Source organism: Cytophaga hutchinsonii ATCC 33406, from assembly GCF_000014145.1.
Lineage (GTDB): Bacteria > Bacteroidota > Bacteroidia > Cytophagales > Cytophagaceae > Cytophaga > Cytophaga hutchinsonii.
Genome location: NC_008255.1, coordinates 1659756 through 1677305, shown reverse-complemented (window position 1 = coordinate 1677305; position 17550 = coordinate 1659756). Strand labels below are relative to the sequence as shown.

The following is a 17550-nucleotide window of genomic DNA, read 5'->3' as shown; positions in this document are numbered from 1 at the left end:
CTCTATTCTCAAAATTAAGCATGCACCTGAATAAGATCTTTTGATTTTGCAATCACTTTATCCAATCCATTTAATTCTTTACCCCCTGCTGTAGCGTAGAATGGCTGTCCGCCGCCGCCGCCCTGAATTTCTTTCGACAATTCACGGATCATCTGCGACGCATTCAATCCTTTATCTGCAACTAAATTATCCGAGATCATTACCGCAATGTTAGGTTTGCCATCTACATTTACCGCAAGCACCAGCAGTAAATTATCTACTGTTTGTTTCAGATCGTATGCAACCTGACGCATGGCATCAACTGATGGCAATACAAGTTTCGCGCGGATCACATTGATATCCCCTACTTTTTCAACGGTATCTTTTAATGACTTTGCAATTGCTTTTGATTTCTCAGCCTGGTATTCGTCCAATTGTTTTTGCAATACAATACGCTCTTCCAATAAATCTTCCAACGACTTCACTAAGTCTTTTGGATTCTTCATCAGTTCAGTGATCTTCGCAAGCGTTGTTTGCTGTTCATCTACAAATACCTCCGCAGCAGTTGCCGTTAACGCTTCAATCCTGCGTACACCGGCTGCCACAGACGATTCACTTGTAATTTTAAAGAATCCGATCTTACCGGTAGAAGAAACGTGTGTACCACCGCATAATTCACGGGAGAAGGAATCATCAAAGGTGATCATACGAACATATTCCCCATATTTCTCACCGAACAAGGCCATTGCACCGAGTTTCTTTGCTTCTTCAATCGGTACATTACGTCTTTCGTTCAATGAAATATTTTCACGGATCTTTTCATTTACGATCAGTTCCACTTTTTTCAATTCTTCTTCTGTTACTTTAGAGAAATGAGAAAAGTCAAAACGCAATACCGATTCATTCACTAATGAACCTTTTTGATTTACATGCGAACCCAATACCTGCTTCAATGCAGCATGCAGCAAGTGTGTTGCCGAGTGATTGTTTTCTGTAAGCGAACGCTGCAATACATTTACTTTACAATCGACCGGAGCTTTTAAGTCAGCAGGCAATTGTTCCGTAATGTGAATGATCAGGTTATTTTCTTTTACCGTATTCAGTACTTTAATTTTCTTATCACCTTGTACTAAAGTACCCGTATCCCCAGCCTGTCCACCGCTCTCCGCATAGAACGGAGTTGTATCCAATACCAGCTGATACTGATCTTTGCCTTTTGTTTTAACCTGACGGTATTTAATAATTCTTGACGTAGAAATTAAATGGTCATAACCAACAAACTCCACTTCATCATCTTCTGTTACGATTGTCCAGTCGCTTGTCTCAACACTCGCAGCTTTTTTAGAACGTTGTTTCTGTGCAGCCATTTCAGTATCAAAGCCAGCTTCATCAACAGTCAATCCATTCTCACGCGCAATCAACTGAATTAGATCTAATGGAAAACCAAAGGTATCGTATAATTCAAAAGCAGTCTTACCATCAATGGTTGTAGCTTTCTTCGCTTTCAACTCTTCTCTGATCTGCTCTAATTTACTCAAACCAATATCAAGCGTGCGTAAGAAAGAGATTTCTTCTTCCTGCACTACTTTTGCAACAAAATCCTGTTGAGATTTCAATTCAGGGAACACATGCGCCAATTGATCAGCCAATACAGCAACCAATTTATATAAGAACGGTTCTTTTAAATTTAAGAAGGTATATGCGTAACGCACGGCACGACGCAGAATGCGGCGGATCACGTAACCCGCTTTATTATTCGATGGCAACTGTCCGTCTGCGATAACAAATGAAATTGCACGGATGTGATCGGCCATAACACGCATTGCAATGTCAGTCTTCTCATCGGCACCATATTTAATTCCTGCAGCTTTCGCTACGAAATCAATCATGGGTGTAAAAACATCCGTATCGTAATTTGATTTCTTCTTTTGAATCGCCATACACAGACGTTCGAAACCCATACCGGTATCTACGTGCTTGTCCGGAAGTTCTTCCAACGAGCCATCCGCTTTACGGTTGAACTGTATGAATACGTTGTTCCAGATCTCTACAACCTGCGGGTGATCGTTGTTCACCAATGTTTTACCATCAACAGCTTTTACTTCTTCGTCTGTACGAAGATCTACGTGAATCTCTGAACATGGGCCGCATGGGCCTTGCTCACCCATTTCCCAGAAGTTATCTTTTTTATTCCCTAACAGAATACGATCTTCAGCGATCCATTTTTTCCAGAAGTTATATGCTTCTGTATCGCGAGCTAATTTTTCTTTATCATCGCCTTCAAAAATGGTTACATACAAACGGTCTTTCGGAAGTTTGTATACGGAAGTTAATAATTCCCAAGACCAGGCAATGGCTTCTTCTTTGAAGTAATCTCCGAACGACCAGTTACCAAGCATTTCAAACATGGTATGGTGATAGGTATCAATACCCACCTCTTCCAGATCGTTGTGTTTACCGGATACACGCAAACATTTTTGTGTATCGGCAATACGGCGGTATTTAGGCGTTTCATTTCCCAGGAAATAATCTTTGAATTGATTCATCCCGGCGTTTGTGAACATCAACGTCGGATCATTTTTATTTACGATCGGTGCAGAAGGAACAATTTGGTGGCCTTTGGAGGCAAAGAAATCCAGAAATTGCTGACGGATTTCGGCTGAGGTCATAAACGAAGACATACTCAAAATTGGGTTTTCAACAGAATTTTATAAGATTCAAATTTAGGAAAAAACCACGGCAAAAGTGCCATTTTACTGAACAGATTTAACTTTTTATGTAATTTTTGGAATGCGAAACGGCTTCATAATGAAGGTTTTTCCACAAAGAAGCTTGAAATGTGGAAAACAATTAAAATACTGAAAGGTTTAGAGCAGAAATGTAACCGCCGGAATATGTAATTTTGAGGATAAGCGTTCAGGTATTCATACATATACAGCTACCAAATTGCCTTACAAAGAGAAAGATATAGAAAAAAAATATTTCAGCATTGGCGAGGTTTCTGCCATGTTTAAAGTTGCTCCTTCCCTGATTCGTTTTTGGGAAACAGAGTTCGATATCTTTAAACCGCAAAAAAACCGTCGCGGAAACCGTCAGTTTACCAAAGAAGACATTGAGAATTTCAGGCTCATTTACAATCTGGTAAAAGAACGCGGGTATACGCTGCAGGGTGCAAAAGAAATGCTTAAAGTAGACCGCCATAAATCGAAAGATAAAATGGAACTACTGGACTCTCTTCAGAAAGTACGGGATTTTTTGGTTGACTTGAAGAAGCAGATGGAATAGCGAGCTAGTTTAGAGTGGATTAGTGTGTATAGTTTAGGGGTAATAAGTTTTTAGAGTAAAGCTTAATAAGTGTAGAGTTTAAAGTGTAAAGTGTAGACTCTATCAATCACTCGAATTCATATTTACTTTTGATATCTAAACAGACTTTTAAATTATATTTGAAACCGATTAGAGATACGACTACACTTTACACGTTTACACTATATACTAAAAAAAGATACGATTACACTTTACACTCTAAACCTTACACTTGTAAATAAGTGTAATACTTTTAAAAATTAGCATAAAATCTTCAATAAACATTCCTTCACAGCTATGCAGGAAAAAATTTACCAGGTTGCCGTGGGCCTTATCCCTGGTGTTGGCGCAGCTACAACTAAAACGCTGATCAGTTATTGCGGCTGCGCCGAACAGATTTTTAAAACACCTAAAGGCAAACTCAAAAACATTCCGGGAATCGGAGCTGTTACGGTTGATAATATTTACAGCGCATCTGTTTTACATGAAGCGGAATCTATTGTAGAGCGCGCGCAAAAACTCGACACGCAATTGCTTTTTTACACCGATCCGGATTATCCCAACCGGCTAAAACAAATTCCGGATGCTCCTACACTTCTCTATTATAAAGGATCATCAGCCCTTAATCCACCTAAATCCATTGCGATTGTTGGAACACGAAAAGCAACCGAATACGGAAGATCGGTTGTACGGAAATTACTCGAAGAGATCGCATCTTATAAACCGCTTGTTGTTAGCGGGCTGGCCTATGGAATAGATATACAGGCGCACCGCGACGCATTGGAACTTGGACTGGAAACCATAGGTGTTATGGCCAATGGCACAAACATCATCTACCCTTCCGTACACAAAAACACTGCTCTTAAAATGTTGGAGCAAGGTGGTTTATTAAGCGAATATACATTTGATTCCATTGCAGAACCCATGCGCTTTCCAGCCAGAAACCGCATCATTGCAGGCATGACAGATGCTACCATTGTTATAGAAGCGACGCAATCGGGAGGTGCTTTGATCACTGCTGAAATTGCTGATAGTTATGACCGGGAAGTACTGGCAGTACCAGGCAGAATAACGGATATGGCTTCAGAAGGCTGTAACAATCTGATCAAACAAAATAAAGCGCATGCATTAACGTCTGCGGCGGACTTAATTGAACTATTAAACTGGGACATCACGCCTTCCCAACAAGCACACAAACATATTATCTTAGCTGATCTGGAAGAAGATGAGCTGATGATTTATGCTGTACTTACCGATAATGAGGGCATACATATTGATGAATTAAGCTGGAAGTCGCAGTTATCCATGCAAAAGATCAGTTCGGTATTATTGGAAATGGAGTTCAAAGGAATTGTGAAGGCGCTTCCGGGCAAAAAATTCTCTTTACGTTAACATATTTCTCCTATCGTTGATAAAAGCCGTTTGTTTCACTTTGTGAACTAAACGGCTTTTTCTATCTTGATACACTTTACAGGAAAAATTTATCTATGGCGTCTACATACTATGAACTATTAGGTGTATCAAAATATGCTTCAGAGGCAGATATAAAAAAAGCATTTAAGGATTTAGCCAAAAAATATCATCCTGATAAACATCCCGGGGAAGCTTTTTATGAAGAACATTTCAAAAAAATAAACGAAGCATACCAAATACTTTCAGATAAGCAAGCAAGGCAAAATTATGATTTCCGTTTGCAGTATGGGCAGCATGCTCAACAAAGCAGGCCGGCACAAAATCAACAACGTGCCTATCAACGGCCAACAGCAACCTACCAGCAACCTAAATACAGAAGACCTAAACCTGCGGCATCAGGAACTTCTGCATATCAAAAAAAATTAAATACCTACTACATTTCTATTGCCATAGGAGCTGTTGTATTTATATTCGCCTGCTACTGGTTTTATTCGTTTATGAACACCTACAGTTCAAAAAAATATTTTAATGAAGGATTAAAAGCTGAATCAAGAGGAAACGACATGCAGGCACTATCCTTCTACTTTTCTGCATTAGAAATAAATTTAAAAAACCCGGAGGTTAACGAAAAGATCGGAGACCTGTACTCAAAGTTTGCTACAAACAGTTCATATGATTTATTTTATTATGACCTGGAACTGCAGAAAAATTTTCAGGATCCGGACTTCGATGCAACAAGTATTGAACTGCTGAAAAAAACAAGAAACGTAGACTCCTTAGCTGCACTTTATTACAAACGCTCTTTTGAAAATTTCGAAATGCCTGTTGATAAAAGACGTGTCGGTTTAAAATCGATAAAAGCCTGTTTAAAAACCGGCGACTACAAACAAGCGGCAGATAATTTATATAAAGTATCATTCTTGCCTGATTATAAAAGAGACGACAGTGTGCTGTATTACCGTGGAGATGTTATTTTCCAGACAAGATTTTACGACCAGGCACGTGATAATTATAGAAAATTCCTTGCATTGCACCCTACATCGGCTGAAGCGTCTGTTAAAATTGCCGTATGTCATTACAATGAACACAACGAAGATTACGCATTGGCCCAACTTGCTAAAACGATAAAACGATTCCCGGCTAATGGTGAGGCTTATTATTTTCTTGGACAAATACATCTCAGGAATAACGACACGTTAAAAGCGTGTAGCAATTTCTATAAAGCAGATAGTTTACACGTACTTGCTGCCAAGCCCTCCTTATACAAATATTGTCGAAATTAATTATGAGATATACGTTTCTTGCCCTGTTGCTTCTGGCTTATTTCGTTTCTTTTTCACAGGCCAGTCCTTTTCCAGCCAATACATTCCGTTCAAAGGCAAATAAAAACTATTGGAAAAACAAAGCACCAAGAGCTGACTACTGGCAGCAGGATGTGCATTATACCATTGATGCAACACTGGATGATTCTCTGAATACCATAACAGGGAATTCTTACCGGCTTGTATACTGGAATAACTCTCCGGATGAACTGAAGGAATTATATTTCCATCTTTTTCAGAATATGGCTCAACCCGGTTCGTATTATGAAAATTTAAATCAGAATAATAAAATTCCGATCAAGTACGGCAAATACGAGCAGGAAGGATTGGGTACAACTACTGAGAACATTCAGGTAGACGGGCAAGCAGTAAAACTTGAATTAGACAATACGATACTGAAAATATTTCTGAATAAGCCGCTGCGAAGCGGTGATTCAGTGGTCGTAACCATGACGTTCAAAACGTATTACGACAATGGCAGCATGCGCCGCCGCATGAAATTCTATGAAACATTTAACACCAAACATTTTGACGGCGTGTTCTGGTACCCCTCTGTATGTGTATATGATTCTAAATTCGGATGGACAACAGATCAGGATCTGGACAAAGAATTTTATCACGACTTCGGTACGTTTGATGTTGCATTAACGTTTCCGCAGGAATATGTACTTGACGCCACAGGAGTATTGCTAAATGAAAAAGAAGTACTACCCGATTCGTTACGTGCAAAACTCGACATTAAAAACTTTGCAAAGAAACCATTCAATGAAGCTCCATCCATCATTATTCCCAAAGTTGCCGGTAAAACAAAGACCTGGTACTTCCACGCGGAAAATGTACACAACTTTGCCTTCACAGCTGATCCGTTATACCGCATTGGTGAAACATCATGGAACGGTGTACGTGTAATAACACTGGCACAGGAACCGCATGCTTCTAAATGGCAGCAGTCTGGCTGGTATACCGCACAGATCATTAAAACATACTCCAATGATTTCGGCATGTATGACTGGCCTAAGATTATTGTTGCGGATGCAAAAGACGGGATGGAATATCCAATGCTTACCTTAGATAATGGTACGTATCCGCAGCACCAGTATTTGTTGTCGCATGAAGTCGGACACATGTGGTTTTATGGCATGGTTGGTTCAAACGAAACATACCGTGCCTTTATGGACGAAGGCTTCACGCAGTTTTTAACAGTATGGTCAATGGATAAAATCCTGGGAGCAAAACGTGACCGCATCCACCCTAATAAGCGTGTCGACAAATACATTGATTCGGCTGATAACAGGTATGAAAATTTATATTATCCGTACCTTAACCATGTTACAGAAAATTTTGATGAACCGATCAACACACATTCGTGTGCGTTTAACGGAGCAGTAAGGCATAGCGGTAATTATGGTTTGGTTTATTACAAAGCCGGAACTATGTTATACAATTTAAAGTATGTACTGGGCGATTCGCTTTTTATAGGAGCAATGAAACACTATGTGCAGAAATGGAAATTCGCGCACCCCTACCCCGAAGATTTCAGAGATGCGATTATTGAATATACACACGTTGATCTGAACTGGTTCTTTGATCAATGGCTTGAAACAACCAAGTACATTGACTATAATGTTAAATCGGTAAAGCATGTATCCGAAGCTGACAATCAGCATACGTATGCGCTTACGTTTGAACGGTTGGGCCGCATGAATATGCCGCTAAAATTTGTTGTTATATGTAAAGATAGTACAAAGCAACATTATTTAATACCGAACACCTGGTTTGTTCCCCCAACAAAAGACAGTGTATTAAAAAAATGGTATGGATGGGATCTGCTTCAGCCTACGTATACAACAGAAATTAAAACGTCTTCTGAAATCAAGTCTGTGATTATTGATCCGGAAATGCTGCTTGCGGACATCAATAATTCAAACAATGAATGGGGAAAAAAAACAAACCGTACCTGGCAATTTGACCACCGTGTTCCGACTGCTAAAAACTGGAAGTACCGGAGAAATTATGTTCGTCCGGATGTTTGGTACAATGGGTTTGATGGTGTTCAGCTTGGCGCACATGCTGAAGGTAAATATTTCAACCGGTATAATTACCACATCAGTGTTTGGGGCAATACCACGCTTGGTCAGTATATACGGCAGCCAACAGATCTCAAACCTCAGTACATTGCTTTTAATGCAATGTATAACCGTCAGTTAAGTTTGCTTTCAAAAGAACTATCCGCTAATACACAATTGGCTTTCAATGCCGGTATATGGAAAGGTATAGTTGGTTTTGAAAAAATATTCCGCACACAGGATCAACGGAACACGAGATATACCAGGCTTTCTGTATATGCAAAATACCTGGTAAACGAATATAATTATCAGCCTTATTTATTATATCCTTCTGAATGGGGTGTGCGGAATCAATCGACACAATGGATTAATGCGTCATTGAATATTTCATTGTTACGCAATTACACGTATACAAAAGGCAGCGGAACGGTAAGTATTGGCTTACGTGTACCATTCATCGCAAGTGATTACAACTATTCACAGATTACCGGTGAAGCGAAAAATACGTATGCGCTGAAAAAGCTGGATCTAAAAACGCGCATCTTTGCTCAGCTAGGGCTGAATGATGTACCGCTTGAAAGTTCGTTGTATGCAGCGGGTGCAAACCAGGAGCAACTGATCGATAATAAATACACGCGCGCGATTGGTTTTGTGCCGTACGACTGGTTGAATTATCAGAACGCAACCAACCATTTTCAATATGGCGGCGGCTTAAATCTGAGAGGTTATGCAGGCAGTTATTGCGCAGAAAAAATAAGCACACCTACCGGCGATAGTATTGTGTATGCATACAATGGTCAATCAGGCGGCGCCGTTAATCTCGAACTGGATTTTGATAAGTACATAAAAGTAAAAGCGAAAGGAATTACTAAGAACATCCATCTTGACATGTATGGTTTCTTTGATGCAGGTATCTTAAATTATAATGTCGCAACAAAAAAATACTGGAGCAGCGTACGTATGGATGCCGGCTTGGGAACAGCCATGACAATAAAATTCACTCCATACGACATTACTCCGCTTACCATCCGGGCAGATTTCCCCTTGTGGATCAACACACCTGTTGACGGCACAAATTATGCTGACTTCAGATGGGTGTTGTCGGTGAACAGAGCTTTTTAACGTTTACGTTTTTTTATCCGTAGAGTTGTGAAACGCTCTACGGATGTTTTATACATTTATACTTGCTAGGGGCGATGCCCCTAGTTTTGATATTTAAGGCTTTCAGCCTTACATTATTTCTTATCGTTAGTTTTTATCTTAAATAGTTATTTTAATTTTAATGGGACAATCACTTTCACAGATGTATATACATCTGATTTTTGGTACAAAAAATCGTTATCCTTTTATTATCGGCTCTGTTGAAACGGAATTACATAAATACATTGCTGAAATATTAAAAAGTTATGAATCTCCGGCAATAAAAATAAATTCTGTGCCGGATCATATGCACATACTCTTCCGGTTATCGAAAAACTATACTTTAGTTAAAATTATAGAAGAAATAAAAAAACATTCTTCTAAATGGATGAAAAGTAAAGGTATTGATGGTTTTACGTGGCAAATTGGCTATGGCGCATTCTCTGTAAGCAGTTCAAAAATAGATACTGTTTCTAATTACATTATGAATCAAAAGGAACATCATAAAATTATATCCTTTAAGGATGAAGTTGAAGGATTCATGAAAAAATATCACCTATGCGAATATGATCCGGAATATTTTTGGGTATAGCAGCTAAGCCTGAAAGGCTTACATTTTATAACTAGGGGCAGCGCCCCTAGGATTTCGATGGATGAAAAGTAAAGGTGTTGATGGTTTTACGTGGCAAATCGGTTATGGAGCATTTTCAGTAAGCAGTTCAAAAATTGAAGTTGTATCTACTTATATCATTCATCAAAAACAACACCACAAGATTACATCGTTTAAGGATGAAGTTGAAAACTTTATGAAAAAATATCATATTTCAGAATACGATGCTGAATATTTTTGGGTATAAAACCAAGCCTGAAAGCTTGTATATCAAAAGCAGGGGCATCGCCCCTGGGATAGAATAGAATAATCTACTCAAATACCTTCTCCTTATATGTATACATCCCAAGCGGATCCTGTCTCAACAGCTTGGATAATGCCAGATACATCGCAGGTTGATTTACGTTAAAATGTTCCGGACGCTCGAAGAAATATTCTACAGCAACAGCAAAATATTCCGTACGGTCTACTTTATTATAATGATCGTATTTGGATTTTCCGCTTAAAATATATTTTTCAGCTTCCTGCTTGTATATTTTTTGAAATGCTTTATATGTTTGCTGACTGAATAGAGACTTCTCTCCGAATTTATGCTCCAGATCCAAAGCCATAGCCATGATCTTCAAACCGGGATTGTAGCCATCTATAAGCGAATCAAATCCTTTTTTGAATTCATTCCATGATATCTGAATGATGCGCTTTTTGCGCATAACTTCTACATGAACCGGAACTTCTTCAAATAGCTCAATAAAATCAAAGGATGAAAGGTAATATGCTTTACGGCAAAAAAGTATCTGTACAGCTGTAGCAGCAATCATTACTTTCATCTGTTCTGTTATTTCAAAACCATCAGAAGCTATAAACGATTTATTGGTTAAAAAATGCTGAACACGCTTTTCAAATTCAAGTTTTTTCTTTTCAGATAACTTTTTATAATACGTAAAATTGGTATAAAGTATTTGTTGTCGTTCTGCACTCAAGGATTTATGATATTGCAACATCAACAGGCTGGCCATGTAATATTCATTTTCCTTGCAATACCTGCCAAGCTTATAAATAATATAACCACAAGCAACAATAAATAATTTGATCATATTTTATTCAGAATATAAAATGGATTCTTAACAGGAATAAAATTCCCAAAAAAATGATGTAAAAAATTACAACTTCAGACATAAAGCCTTAAAGAGGCCGCCGTCAGAGATCATACAACCTGCCTGAATCATATCAAACAATTCCAGTTCACGTGTTTTAGAATACGGTTTTGAAGTCGTACGGACAATCAGTTTATCCGGCGGATTAATGGTTGCAGCTTCGATAAATACGGGATCTAAAAAATTCACGTCGGTATCATCCTCAGACTCCATTGCAACCAGTACCAGTTTATCTGTCAAACATTGGAACGCGTGTACAAAATTTTCTGCACGGTATTCCAGATATGCAATTTTCCGTAATATCCCTTCAAAGACAACATCGCTGAATAATTCAATCAGTCGTTCTGCGTCTGCTTTATCGTTTTCCTTTATCTTAACCCAATCTTCTGCAGCGATCCCGTTCAACACAAGATATTCCACAAATTCTTTTTCAAGTTCAGTAAGTTCTTCCAGAGTTAATAAACGGTAGGTAGGCATATTGATTGATTGTAATAGAAATATATACGGATAATGACGTGATTTTATAAACCACTGGCAAGCACGTCACAGATATGCATGGTTTTAATAGGAAGCTTATTATGCTTTATATAGCCTTCCATATGCATCAGACACGACACATCGGTGGATACAATAACAGAGGCTCCTGTATCAATTGCATTCAATACTTTCTGCTCAGCCATGCCTACAGATATAGGTTCAAACTTTACCGCAAAGGTACCGCCAAAACCGCAGCATGTTTCACTATCTTTCAGTTCTACTAACTCCAGGCCTTTCACATTGTTCAGCAAGGCACGTGGTCCTTCTTTGATCTTGCATTCTCTTAATCCGCTGCAGGAATCGTGGTAGGTTACTTTAGCATCGAGCGCTGCACCGGGAACAGATGTAACACCTAAAATTTTTGTAAGGAATTCTGTAAATTCATACGTATTCTGTTTCACACGTTTGTAATCCAGCACATATGAAGTAGAATCAAACAACCGGCTGTAACTGTTGCATACCATACCGACACACGAAGCAGATGGTGAAACCACATACCGGTTTGGCGTAGAGAAATCTTTCAGGAACTTAACCGCAACGTCTTTTGCTTCATCAAAGAAGCCTGCATTGAATGCCGGCTGTCCGCAGCAGGTTTGGTTGGGATTATAATGAACTTCACATCCAAGATGTTCTAATATTTTTACCATGTTAAAACCCGTTTCCGGATATAACTGATCTACAAAACAAGGAATAAAAATATCAACAATTATTTTCTTAGATCTCATTCATGTATGTGTTTATTGCAGTTACCTGCATTATCTCATAAAGATTTCAGAAGCCTGTTTCAAAGCCTCTTTAAAGTACAGGGTATGAATACCACTTGGAATAGCGCGTGTTTCCAGTTCTTCTAACAATACTTCGGTATTGATGTTCCCAACCAGTTCATCTTTAGCCATGGGACAGCCTCCGATACCCAATATGGTAGAGTCGATGCGTTTACAACCTGCATCCAGAGCGGCCTGTATTTTACGCTTTGCTGTTTCCGGACGGGAATGAAAATGTGCACCGAATTCAATATGCGGATAAGAGGCCTGTAATGTCCGGAACAGGTTTTTAATTAATTCAGGTTCTGAACTTCCAATCGTATCCGATAAGGAAATGGTTGTAATTTCTAATTGATCCAGTTGTTTTACAAAATCAATTACGGTTGCCGGCGAATATGCCTCTCCATATGGATTACCAAAGCCCATGGACAGATATACCACTAAGTTTTTGTGCTGACGGATACATAAATGCTGAATAGCATCTACGGTTCGCATAGCCTCATCAATACTTTTATTCGTATTTTTTTGCTGAAAGGTTTCTGAAAGAGACAGCGGAAAACCTAAATAATCAATTTCTGAATATGTCAACGCCTGCTCCGCTCCTCTTTCATTGGCAATGATCGATAATAATGCAGCACGTTCACCATCCAGCTGAAGCAGATCCAGCAGGTCTGCCGTATCTTTCATCTGCGGAATTGCTTTAGGAGAAACAAAACTTCCAAAATCAATGGAATGAAACCCACAGCGCAGCAACGTATTGATATATTTAGCCTTTACTTCCGTAGGAATAAAGGGAATTATACCCTGCATCGCATCACGCGGGCATTCAATCAACTTTATATGGGAAGCAATCGGTTCCATTAAAATACGTTAGAAGCTATTGATTTGACTGTATCTGATTTTCCCATAGAATAATAATGCAATACGGGAGTTCCTGCCTGCATCAGTTCTTTGGATTGCTGTATCGCCCATTCAATTCCAACCTGACGAACCTGCTCATCGTCTTTACATTTTTCAACTTCTTTAACCAAATCTTCCGGAATAACCAGGTGGAATATTTTTGGAAGGATCTGTAATTGTTTTTTAGTTGTTAATGGTTTTATACCTGGAATGATCGGAATCGTAATTCCATTTGCGCGGCAGTTCGCTACAAAATCCAGATACTTTTTATTGTCGAAAAACATCTGCGTTACAATGTAATCACTTCCACATGCAACTTTATGTTTTAGATTTCTCATATCAACTTCCATCGATGCCGCGTCCATATGCATTTCCGGATATGCTGCCACACCGATACAGAAATTAGTCGGAGCCGGATTCAATAGATCTTCTTCTACATAAATCCCCTTATTCATATCATTGATCTGCGAAACCAATTCACAGGCATAATTATACCCGCCCGGCTTTGCTACAAAACTACCTTCAAACTTAATCGGGTCGCCGCGTAATGCAAGTACGTTATCAATTCCCAGGAACTGCAAATCGATCAAGGCATCTTCCGTTTCCTGGCGGTTAAAACCACCGCAGATCAAATGCGGAACAGCATCAACCTTAAAACGGTTCATAATCGCCGCACAGATACCAACTGTTCCTGGGCGCTTACGTACAGTGATCTTTTCCTTTGTCCCATCAGCACGTTCTTTGATCTGATAATCTTCTCTGTGGTAGGTAACATCAATAAACGGAGGTTTAAATTCCATTAATGGATCAATAGCATCAAAAATAGATTGTATGTTTTGTCCCTTAAGCGGGGGAAGTATTTCAATTGAAAATAATGTCTTACCTTTTGCCTGTGCAATGTGCTCCGTAACCTTCATGTATTATATTTGTTGTAATCTTACAAAAATACATAAAACATAGCGATTACAATGCATACCATTCGCTCATTAAATATAAATCGTTGTATGATTACCGATTTTATTTACATAATAAAATGTCTGAATGAAAACCTGAATTATTTTTTTAGAAAATCGAATGATGCGAAATGAAATGCATATCAAAAAAAACAAACGCTTTTATTTTTGAATTGCGTTATCAACAATTTGTACTTGTTAAATATTTTTCACTCCACTAAACACAATTTTTATAACTCAATATCAAAAAAAAATTCTACCGTTTGGCAACGGTAGAATTTTTAACTTTAGTCAAGCAAATATGTTTATTTAATTACAAAAATGAATTAACCACTATTTGCGTATGCTTAATTCTAGGAGGAATTGTAAAACTAAATTAACTAAAAATGCCTCATTTTGCAATCAAATGCGATTATTTTTACTTTTAGCCGGATTGTTTTTTTATTCAAATTATATAACACTTACTTAAATTAATACAATTTTAAAGACTTTTTAAAAAACCAACTTTTTAATTTACAAGCAGTTATACAATAAGATCTTTTCAAAAAAAATATCCCTGATGTACTTTACCCGATAGCTTTCAAAAATTGTACTATTTCAATATTTCAATTTCAAAATCGACCTGTATAAGGACCTTTTTAAAACTAAAAAAAGAAATCCCTGTCTAAATGAATAAACAGGGATTCAATTCAATTAATTGAATTAATATCAAATATCGTATGTAAGATTAGGCGCCAGCCATTTTTCCATGGTCGACAGATTCATGTTTTTGCGGCTTGCATAGGCCTCAACCTGATCTTTTGCCACCTTTCCAAGACCAAAATATTTGGCGTCTGCATTGGCAAAATAAAATCCTGAAACTGAAGATGCTGGATACATAGCCATGCTCTCCGTTAAAATGATGCCTGTCTTATTTGTTGCATCAAGTAATTTAAACAGGTCCGGTTTTTCTGTATGATCGGGACAGGCAGGATAACCTGGTGCCGGGCGAATACCGATGTATGATTCTTTAATTAATTCTTCATTATCCAATGTTTCATCGGATGCATAGCCCCAATATTCTTTGCGGACTTTTGCGTGCAGACATTCTGCGAACGCTTCTGCCAACCGATCGGCAATCGCTTTCAGCATAATGCTGTTATAATCATCGTGATCTTTTTCAAAGCGCTCCAGATGTGGCTCTATGCCCATGCCCGCCGTTACAGCAAACATACCGATGTAATCCAACTTACCGGATTCTTTCGGTGCAATGAAATCTGCCAACGAAATGTTCGGTACATCTTTACCTTTTTTACCTTGCTGTCTTAAGAAATGAAATTTCTTTAACACCGTTGTTCGGGTTTCATCGGAATAGACTTCAACGGTATCATCGTTTACCACAGCTGCGGGGTACATACCATATGCAGCGTTTGCCGTAAGCCATTTTTCAGCAATCACTTTATCTAACAAGACATTGGCATCTTCAAACAATTTGGTTGCTTCAACACCAATTACCGGATCTTTTAATATTTTCGGATACTTGCCTTTCAACATCCAGGTCTGAAAGAAAGGTGTCCAGTCAATATATTCCCGAATTTCTTCCAGCGAAAAATCATTCAGTGCGTAATTGCCCAACTGTTTTGGTGTAACGATCTTAGCCGTCTCCCAATCCACCTGATATTTATTGGCACATGCCTCTTTATATGTTACGTAATTTTTATCTTCACGTTTGTTTGCATAATCTTCCCGGAGCTGGGCATATTCTGCTTTCATTTCTTTTACAAATGCTTCGCTCTGATCATCACTCAGCAGCTTACTGGCAACCGGCACTCCTTTAGATGCGTCAAGCACATGAATAACGGCTCCGCTGTAGTTCGGATCAATTTTAACAGCTGTATGAATACGTGACGTTGTAGCTCCTCCTATCAGTAGAGGGATTTTAAATCCGGCACGTTCCATTTCTTTCGCAACGGTTACCATTTCATCCAGCGACGGCGTGATTAACCCGGAAAGTCCGATGATGTCAACTTTTTCGTTGATCGCTGTTTCCAGTATTTTTGCAGCCGGCACCATAACTCCGATATCAACGATGTCATAATTATTACATGCCAATACAACACCAACAATGTTTTTACCGATATCGTGTACGTCGCCTTTAACGGTAGCCATTAAGATCTTGCCGGCATTTCGCTGATCTCCGTTCTTCGCTTTTTCTTCTTCCAGAAAAGGCATTAAATAGGCAACGGATTTTTTCATTACACGCGCACTCTTCACTACCTGCGGCAGGAACATTTTGCCTTCGCCAAACAAATCTCCAACAACGTTCATACCTGCCATTAGCGGGCCTTCTATTACCTTCAGCGGAATCACATATTTCTGACGCGCTTCTTCTGTATCCGCATCGATGAATTCAATTTCTCCTTTTACCAGAGCGTATGTCAACCGTTCTTCAACCGTCCCCTTTCGCCATTCAAGATCTTTTACCTGAACTTTATCTGTTCCTTTAACACGATCAGCATATTCTAATAAACGTTCAGTTGCATCGTCTCTTCGATTCAGCAATACATCTTCAACACGTTCAAGCAAATCTTTCGGAATATTCTCATATACTTCAAGCATGGCAGGGTTTACAATACCCATATCCATGCCTTCTTTGATGGCATAATATAAAAACACGGAATGCATGGCTTCACGCACGGTATTATTTCCACGGAATGAAAACGATACGTTACTGACACCGCCGCTTACGTGTGCACCCGGAAGGTTCTCCCGGATCCAGCGCGTTGCTCTAAAGAAATCCAGCGCGTAATTTTTATGTTCATCAATACCGGTCGCTACAGGAAAAATATTCGGGTCAAAAATGATGTCATTCGGATTGAAATCAAGTTTATCTACCAGCAAACGATACGAACGTTCGCAAATACTGATACGTCTATCGTATGTATCTGCTTGTCCGTCTTCGTCGAAGGCCATAACAACTACCGCTGCACCATACTTTTTAATTTTACGGGCCTGTTCCAGATATTCTTTTTCACCGGCCTTTAAGCTGATGGAGTTCACAATACCTTTTCCCTGAATACATTTCAAACCGGCTTCGATCACGTGCCATTTAGACGAATCGACCATTACCGGTACACGCGAGATCTCCGGTTCGGAAGCAAGCAGATTTAAATAGCGCACCATAGCGGCTTCACTATCCAGCATCCCTTCATCCATATTGACGTCAATCACCTGTGCTCCGCCACGAACCTGGTCTAACGCAACTTCAATGGCTTCTTCGTATTTGTTTTCTTTTATTAACCGTAAAAACTTCGCGGAACCAGTAACGTTGGTACGTTCACCAATGTTTACGAAGATGGAACCTTTATCAACAATAAGCGGCTCAAGCCCGCTTAATTTTAATGTACCGATTTTGTGACTCATTACTGCT

Annotated in this window: 13 protein-coding genes; 6 read left to right on the top strand and 7 right to left on the bottom strand. The window is 39.0% G+C overall.

Features of this window, described 5'->3' with window-relative positions:
• Positions 1–14 precede the first annotated feature (14 nt).
• Positions 15–2648, bottom strand: coding sequence for an alanine--tRNA ligase (gene alaS, locus CHU_RS07040; protein WP_011584832.1), 2634 nt, complete (start codon positions 2646–2648; stop codon positions 15–17).
• Positions 2649–2925: 277 nt separating this feature from the next.
• On the opposite strand from alaS, the gene CHU_RS07035 reads away from it, so the two are divergent.
• The 6 genes from CHU_RS07035 (at position 2926) to CHU_RS07010 (ending at position 10080) form a co-directional block, all read left to right on the top strand.
• A complete protein-coding gene (locus CHU_RS07035; RefSeq protein ID WP_011584831.1) occupies positions 2926–3264 on the top strand; it encodes a MerR family transcriptional regulator in 339 nt (112 codons plus the stop codon).
• A gap of 315 nt (positions 3265–3579) precedes the next feature.
• Entirely contained in the window at positions 3580–4674 is a 1095-nt protein-coding gene (gene dprA / locus CHU_RS07030; protein WP_011584830.1) for a DNA-processing protein DprA, read from the top strand.
• Positions 4675–4769: 95 nt separating this feature from the next.
• Complete coding sequence (locus CHU_RS07025) at positions 4770–5978, top strand: tetratricopeptide repeat protein (protein ID WP_011584829.1); 1209 nt, start codon at positions 4770–4772, stop codon at positions 5976–5978.
• A 2-nt stretch (positions 5979–5980) separates the two neighbouring features.
• A complete protein-coding gene (locus CHU_RS07020; RefSeq protein ID WP_041932247.1) occupies positions 5981–9205 on the top strand; it encodes a M1 family metallopeptidase in 3225 nt (1074 codons plus the stop codon).
• Between the two features lie 160 nt (positions 9206–9365).
• Positions 9366–9815, top strand: a complete 450-nt coding sequence (tnpA, locus tag CHU_RS07015; RefSeq protein ID WP_011584827.1) for an IS200/IS605 family transposase — start codon at positions 9366–9368, stop codon at positions 9813–9815.
• A gap of 61 nt (positions 9816–9876) precedes the next feature.
• Complete coding sequence (locus CHU_RS07010; RefSeq protein ID WP_011584826.1) at positions 9877–10080, top strand: transposase; 204 nt, start codon at positions 9877–9879, stop codon at positions 10078–10080.
• Positions 10081–10144: 64 nt separating this feature from the next.
• Here CHU_RS07010 and CHU_RS07005 read toward each other — a convergent pair whose 3' ends face one another.
• The 6 genes from CHU_RS07005 to metH all read right to left on the bottom strand — a co-directional run bounded on the left by CHU_RS07005 (position 10145) and on the right by metH (position 17543).
• Entirely contained in the window at positions 10145–10927 is a 783-nt protein-coding gene (locus CHU_RS07005) for a zinc-dependent peptidase (RefSeq protein ID WP_011584825.1), read from the bottom strand.
• A gap of 66 nt (positions 10928–10993) precedes the next feature.
• Positions 10994–11464, bottom strand: coding sequence for a DUF6495 family protein (locus CHU_RS07000; RefSeq protein ID WP_011584824.1), 471 nt, complete (start codon positions 11462–11464; stop codon positions 10994–10996).
• A 44-nt stretch (positions 11465–11508) separates the two neighbouring features.
• On the bottom strand, positions 11509–12249 hold the full coding sequence (locus CHU_RS06995) for a (Fe-S)-binding protein (protein WP_011584823.1): 741 nt from the start codon (positions 12247–12249) through the stop codon (positions 11509–11511).
• A 30-nt stretch (positions 12250–12279) separates the two neighbouring features.
• Positions 12280–13149, bottom strand: a complete 870-nt coding sequence (locus CHU_RS06990) for a hydroxymethylglutaryl-CoA lyase (RefSeq protein WP_011584822.1) — start codon at positions 13147–13149, stop codon at positions 12280–12282.
• Positions 13149–14105 (bottom strand): methylenetetrahydrofolate reductase [NAD(P)H], encoded by a 957-nt coding sequence (metF, locus tag CHU_RS06985; protein ID WP_011584821.1) that lies wholly within the window; start codon positions 14103–14105, stop codon positions 13149–13151. Before metF ends, CHU_RS06990 begins: the two co-directional genes overlap by 1 nt.
• 744 nt (positions 14106–14849) lie before the next feature.
• The gene (metH, locus tag CHU_RS06980) at positions 14850–17543 is read right to left on the bottom strand and encodes a methionine synthase (RefSeq protein WP_011584820.1); all 2694 of its coding nucleotides are present in this window, start codon (positions 17541–17543) and stop codon (positions 14850–14852) included.
• Positions 17544–17550 lie beyond the last annotated feature (7 nt).

Excerpts from the sequence above, each read along its gene's own strand:
- CHU_RS07000 (WP_011584824.1), bottom strand. The coding sequence starts at position 11,464 with ATGCCTACCTACCGTTTATTAACTCTGGAAGAACTTACTGAACTTGAA.
- CHU_RS06995 (WP_011584823.1), bottom strand. The coding sequence starts at position 12,249 with ATGAGATCTAAGAAAATAATTGTTGATATTTTTATTCCTTGTTTTGTA.
- dprA (WP_011584830.1), top strand. The coding sequence starts at position 3,580 with ATGCAGGAAAAAATTTACCAGGTTGCCGTGGGCCTTATCCCTGGTGTT.
- metF (WP_011584821.1), bottom strand. The coding sequence starts at position 14,105 with ATGAAGGTTACGGAGCACATTGCACAGGCAAAAGGTAAGACATTATTT.
- CHU_RS07025 (WP_011584829.1), top strand. The coding sequence starts at position 4,770 with ATGGCGTCTACATACTATGAACTATTAGGTGTATCAAAATATGCTTCA.
- metH (WP_011584820.1), bottom strand. The coding sequence starts at position 17,543 with ATGAGTCACAAAATCGGTACATTAAAATTAAGCGGGCTTGAGCCGCTT.
- CHU_RS06990 (WP_011584822.1), bottom strand. The coding sequence starts at position 13,149 with ATGGAACCGATTGCTTCCCATATAAAGTTGATTGAATGCCCGCGTGAT.
- CHU_RS07005 (WP_011584825.1), bottom strand. The coding sequence starts at position 10,927 with ATGATCAAATTATTTATTGTTGCTTGTGGTTATATTATTTATAAGCTT.
- CHU_RS07010 (WP_011584826.1), top strand. The coding sequence starts at position 9,877 with ATGAAAAGTAAAGGTGTTGATGGTTTTACGTGGCAAATCGGTTATGGA.
- tnpA (WP_011584827.1), top strand. The coding sequence starts at position 9,366 with ATGGGACAATCACTTTCACAGATGTATATACATCTGATTTTTGGTACA.
- CHU_RS07020 (WP_041932247.1), top strand. The coding sequence starts at position 5,981 with ATGAGATATACGTTTCTTGCCCTGTTGCTTCTGGCTTATTTCGTTTCT.
- alaS (WP_011584832.1), bottom strand. The coding sequence starts at position 2,648 with ATGACCTCAGCCGAAATCCGTCAGCAATTTCTGGATTTCTTTGCCTCC.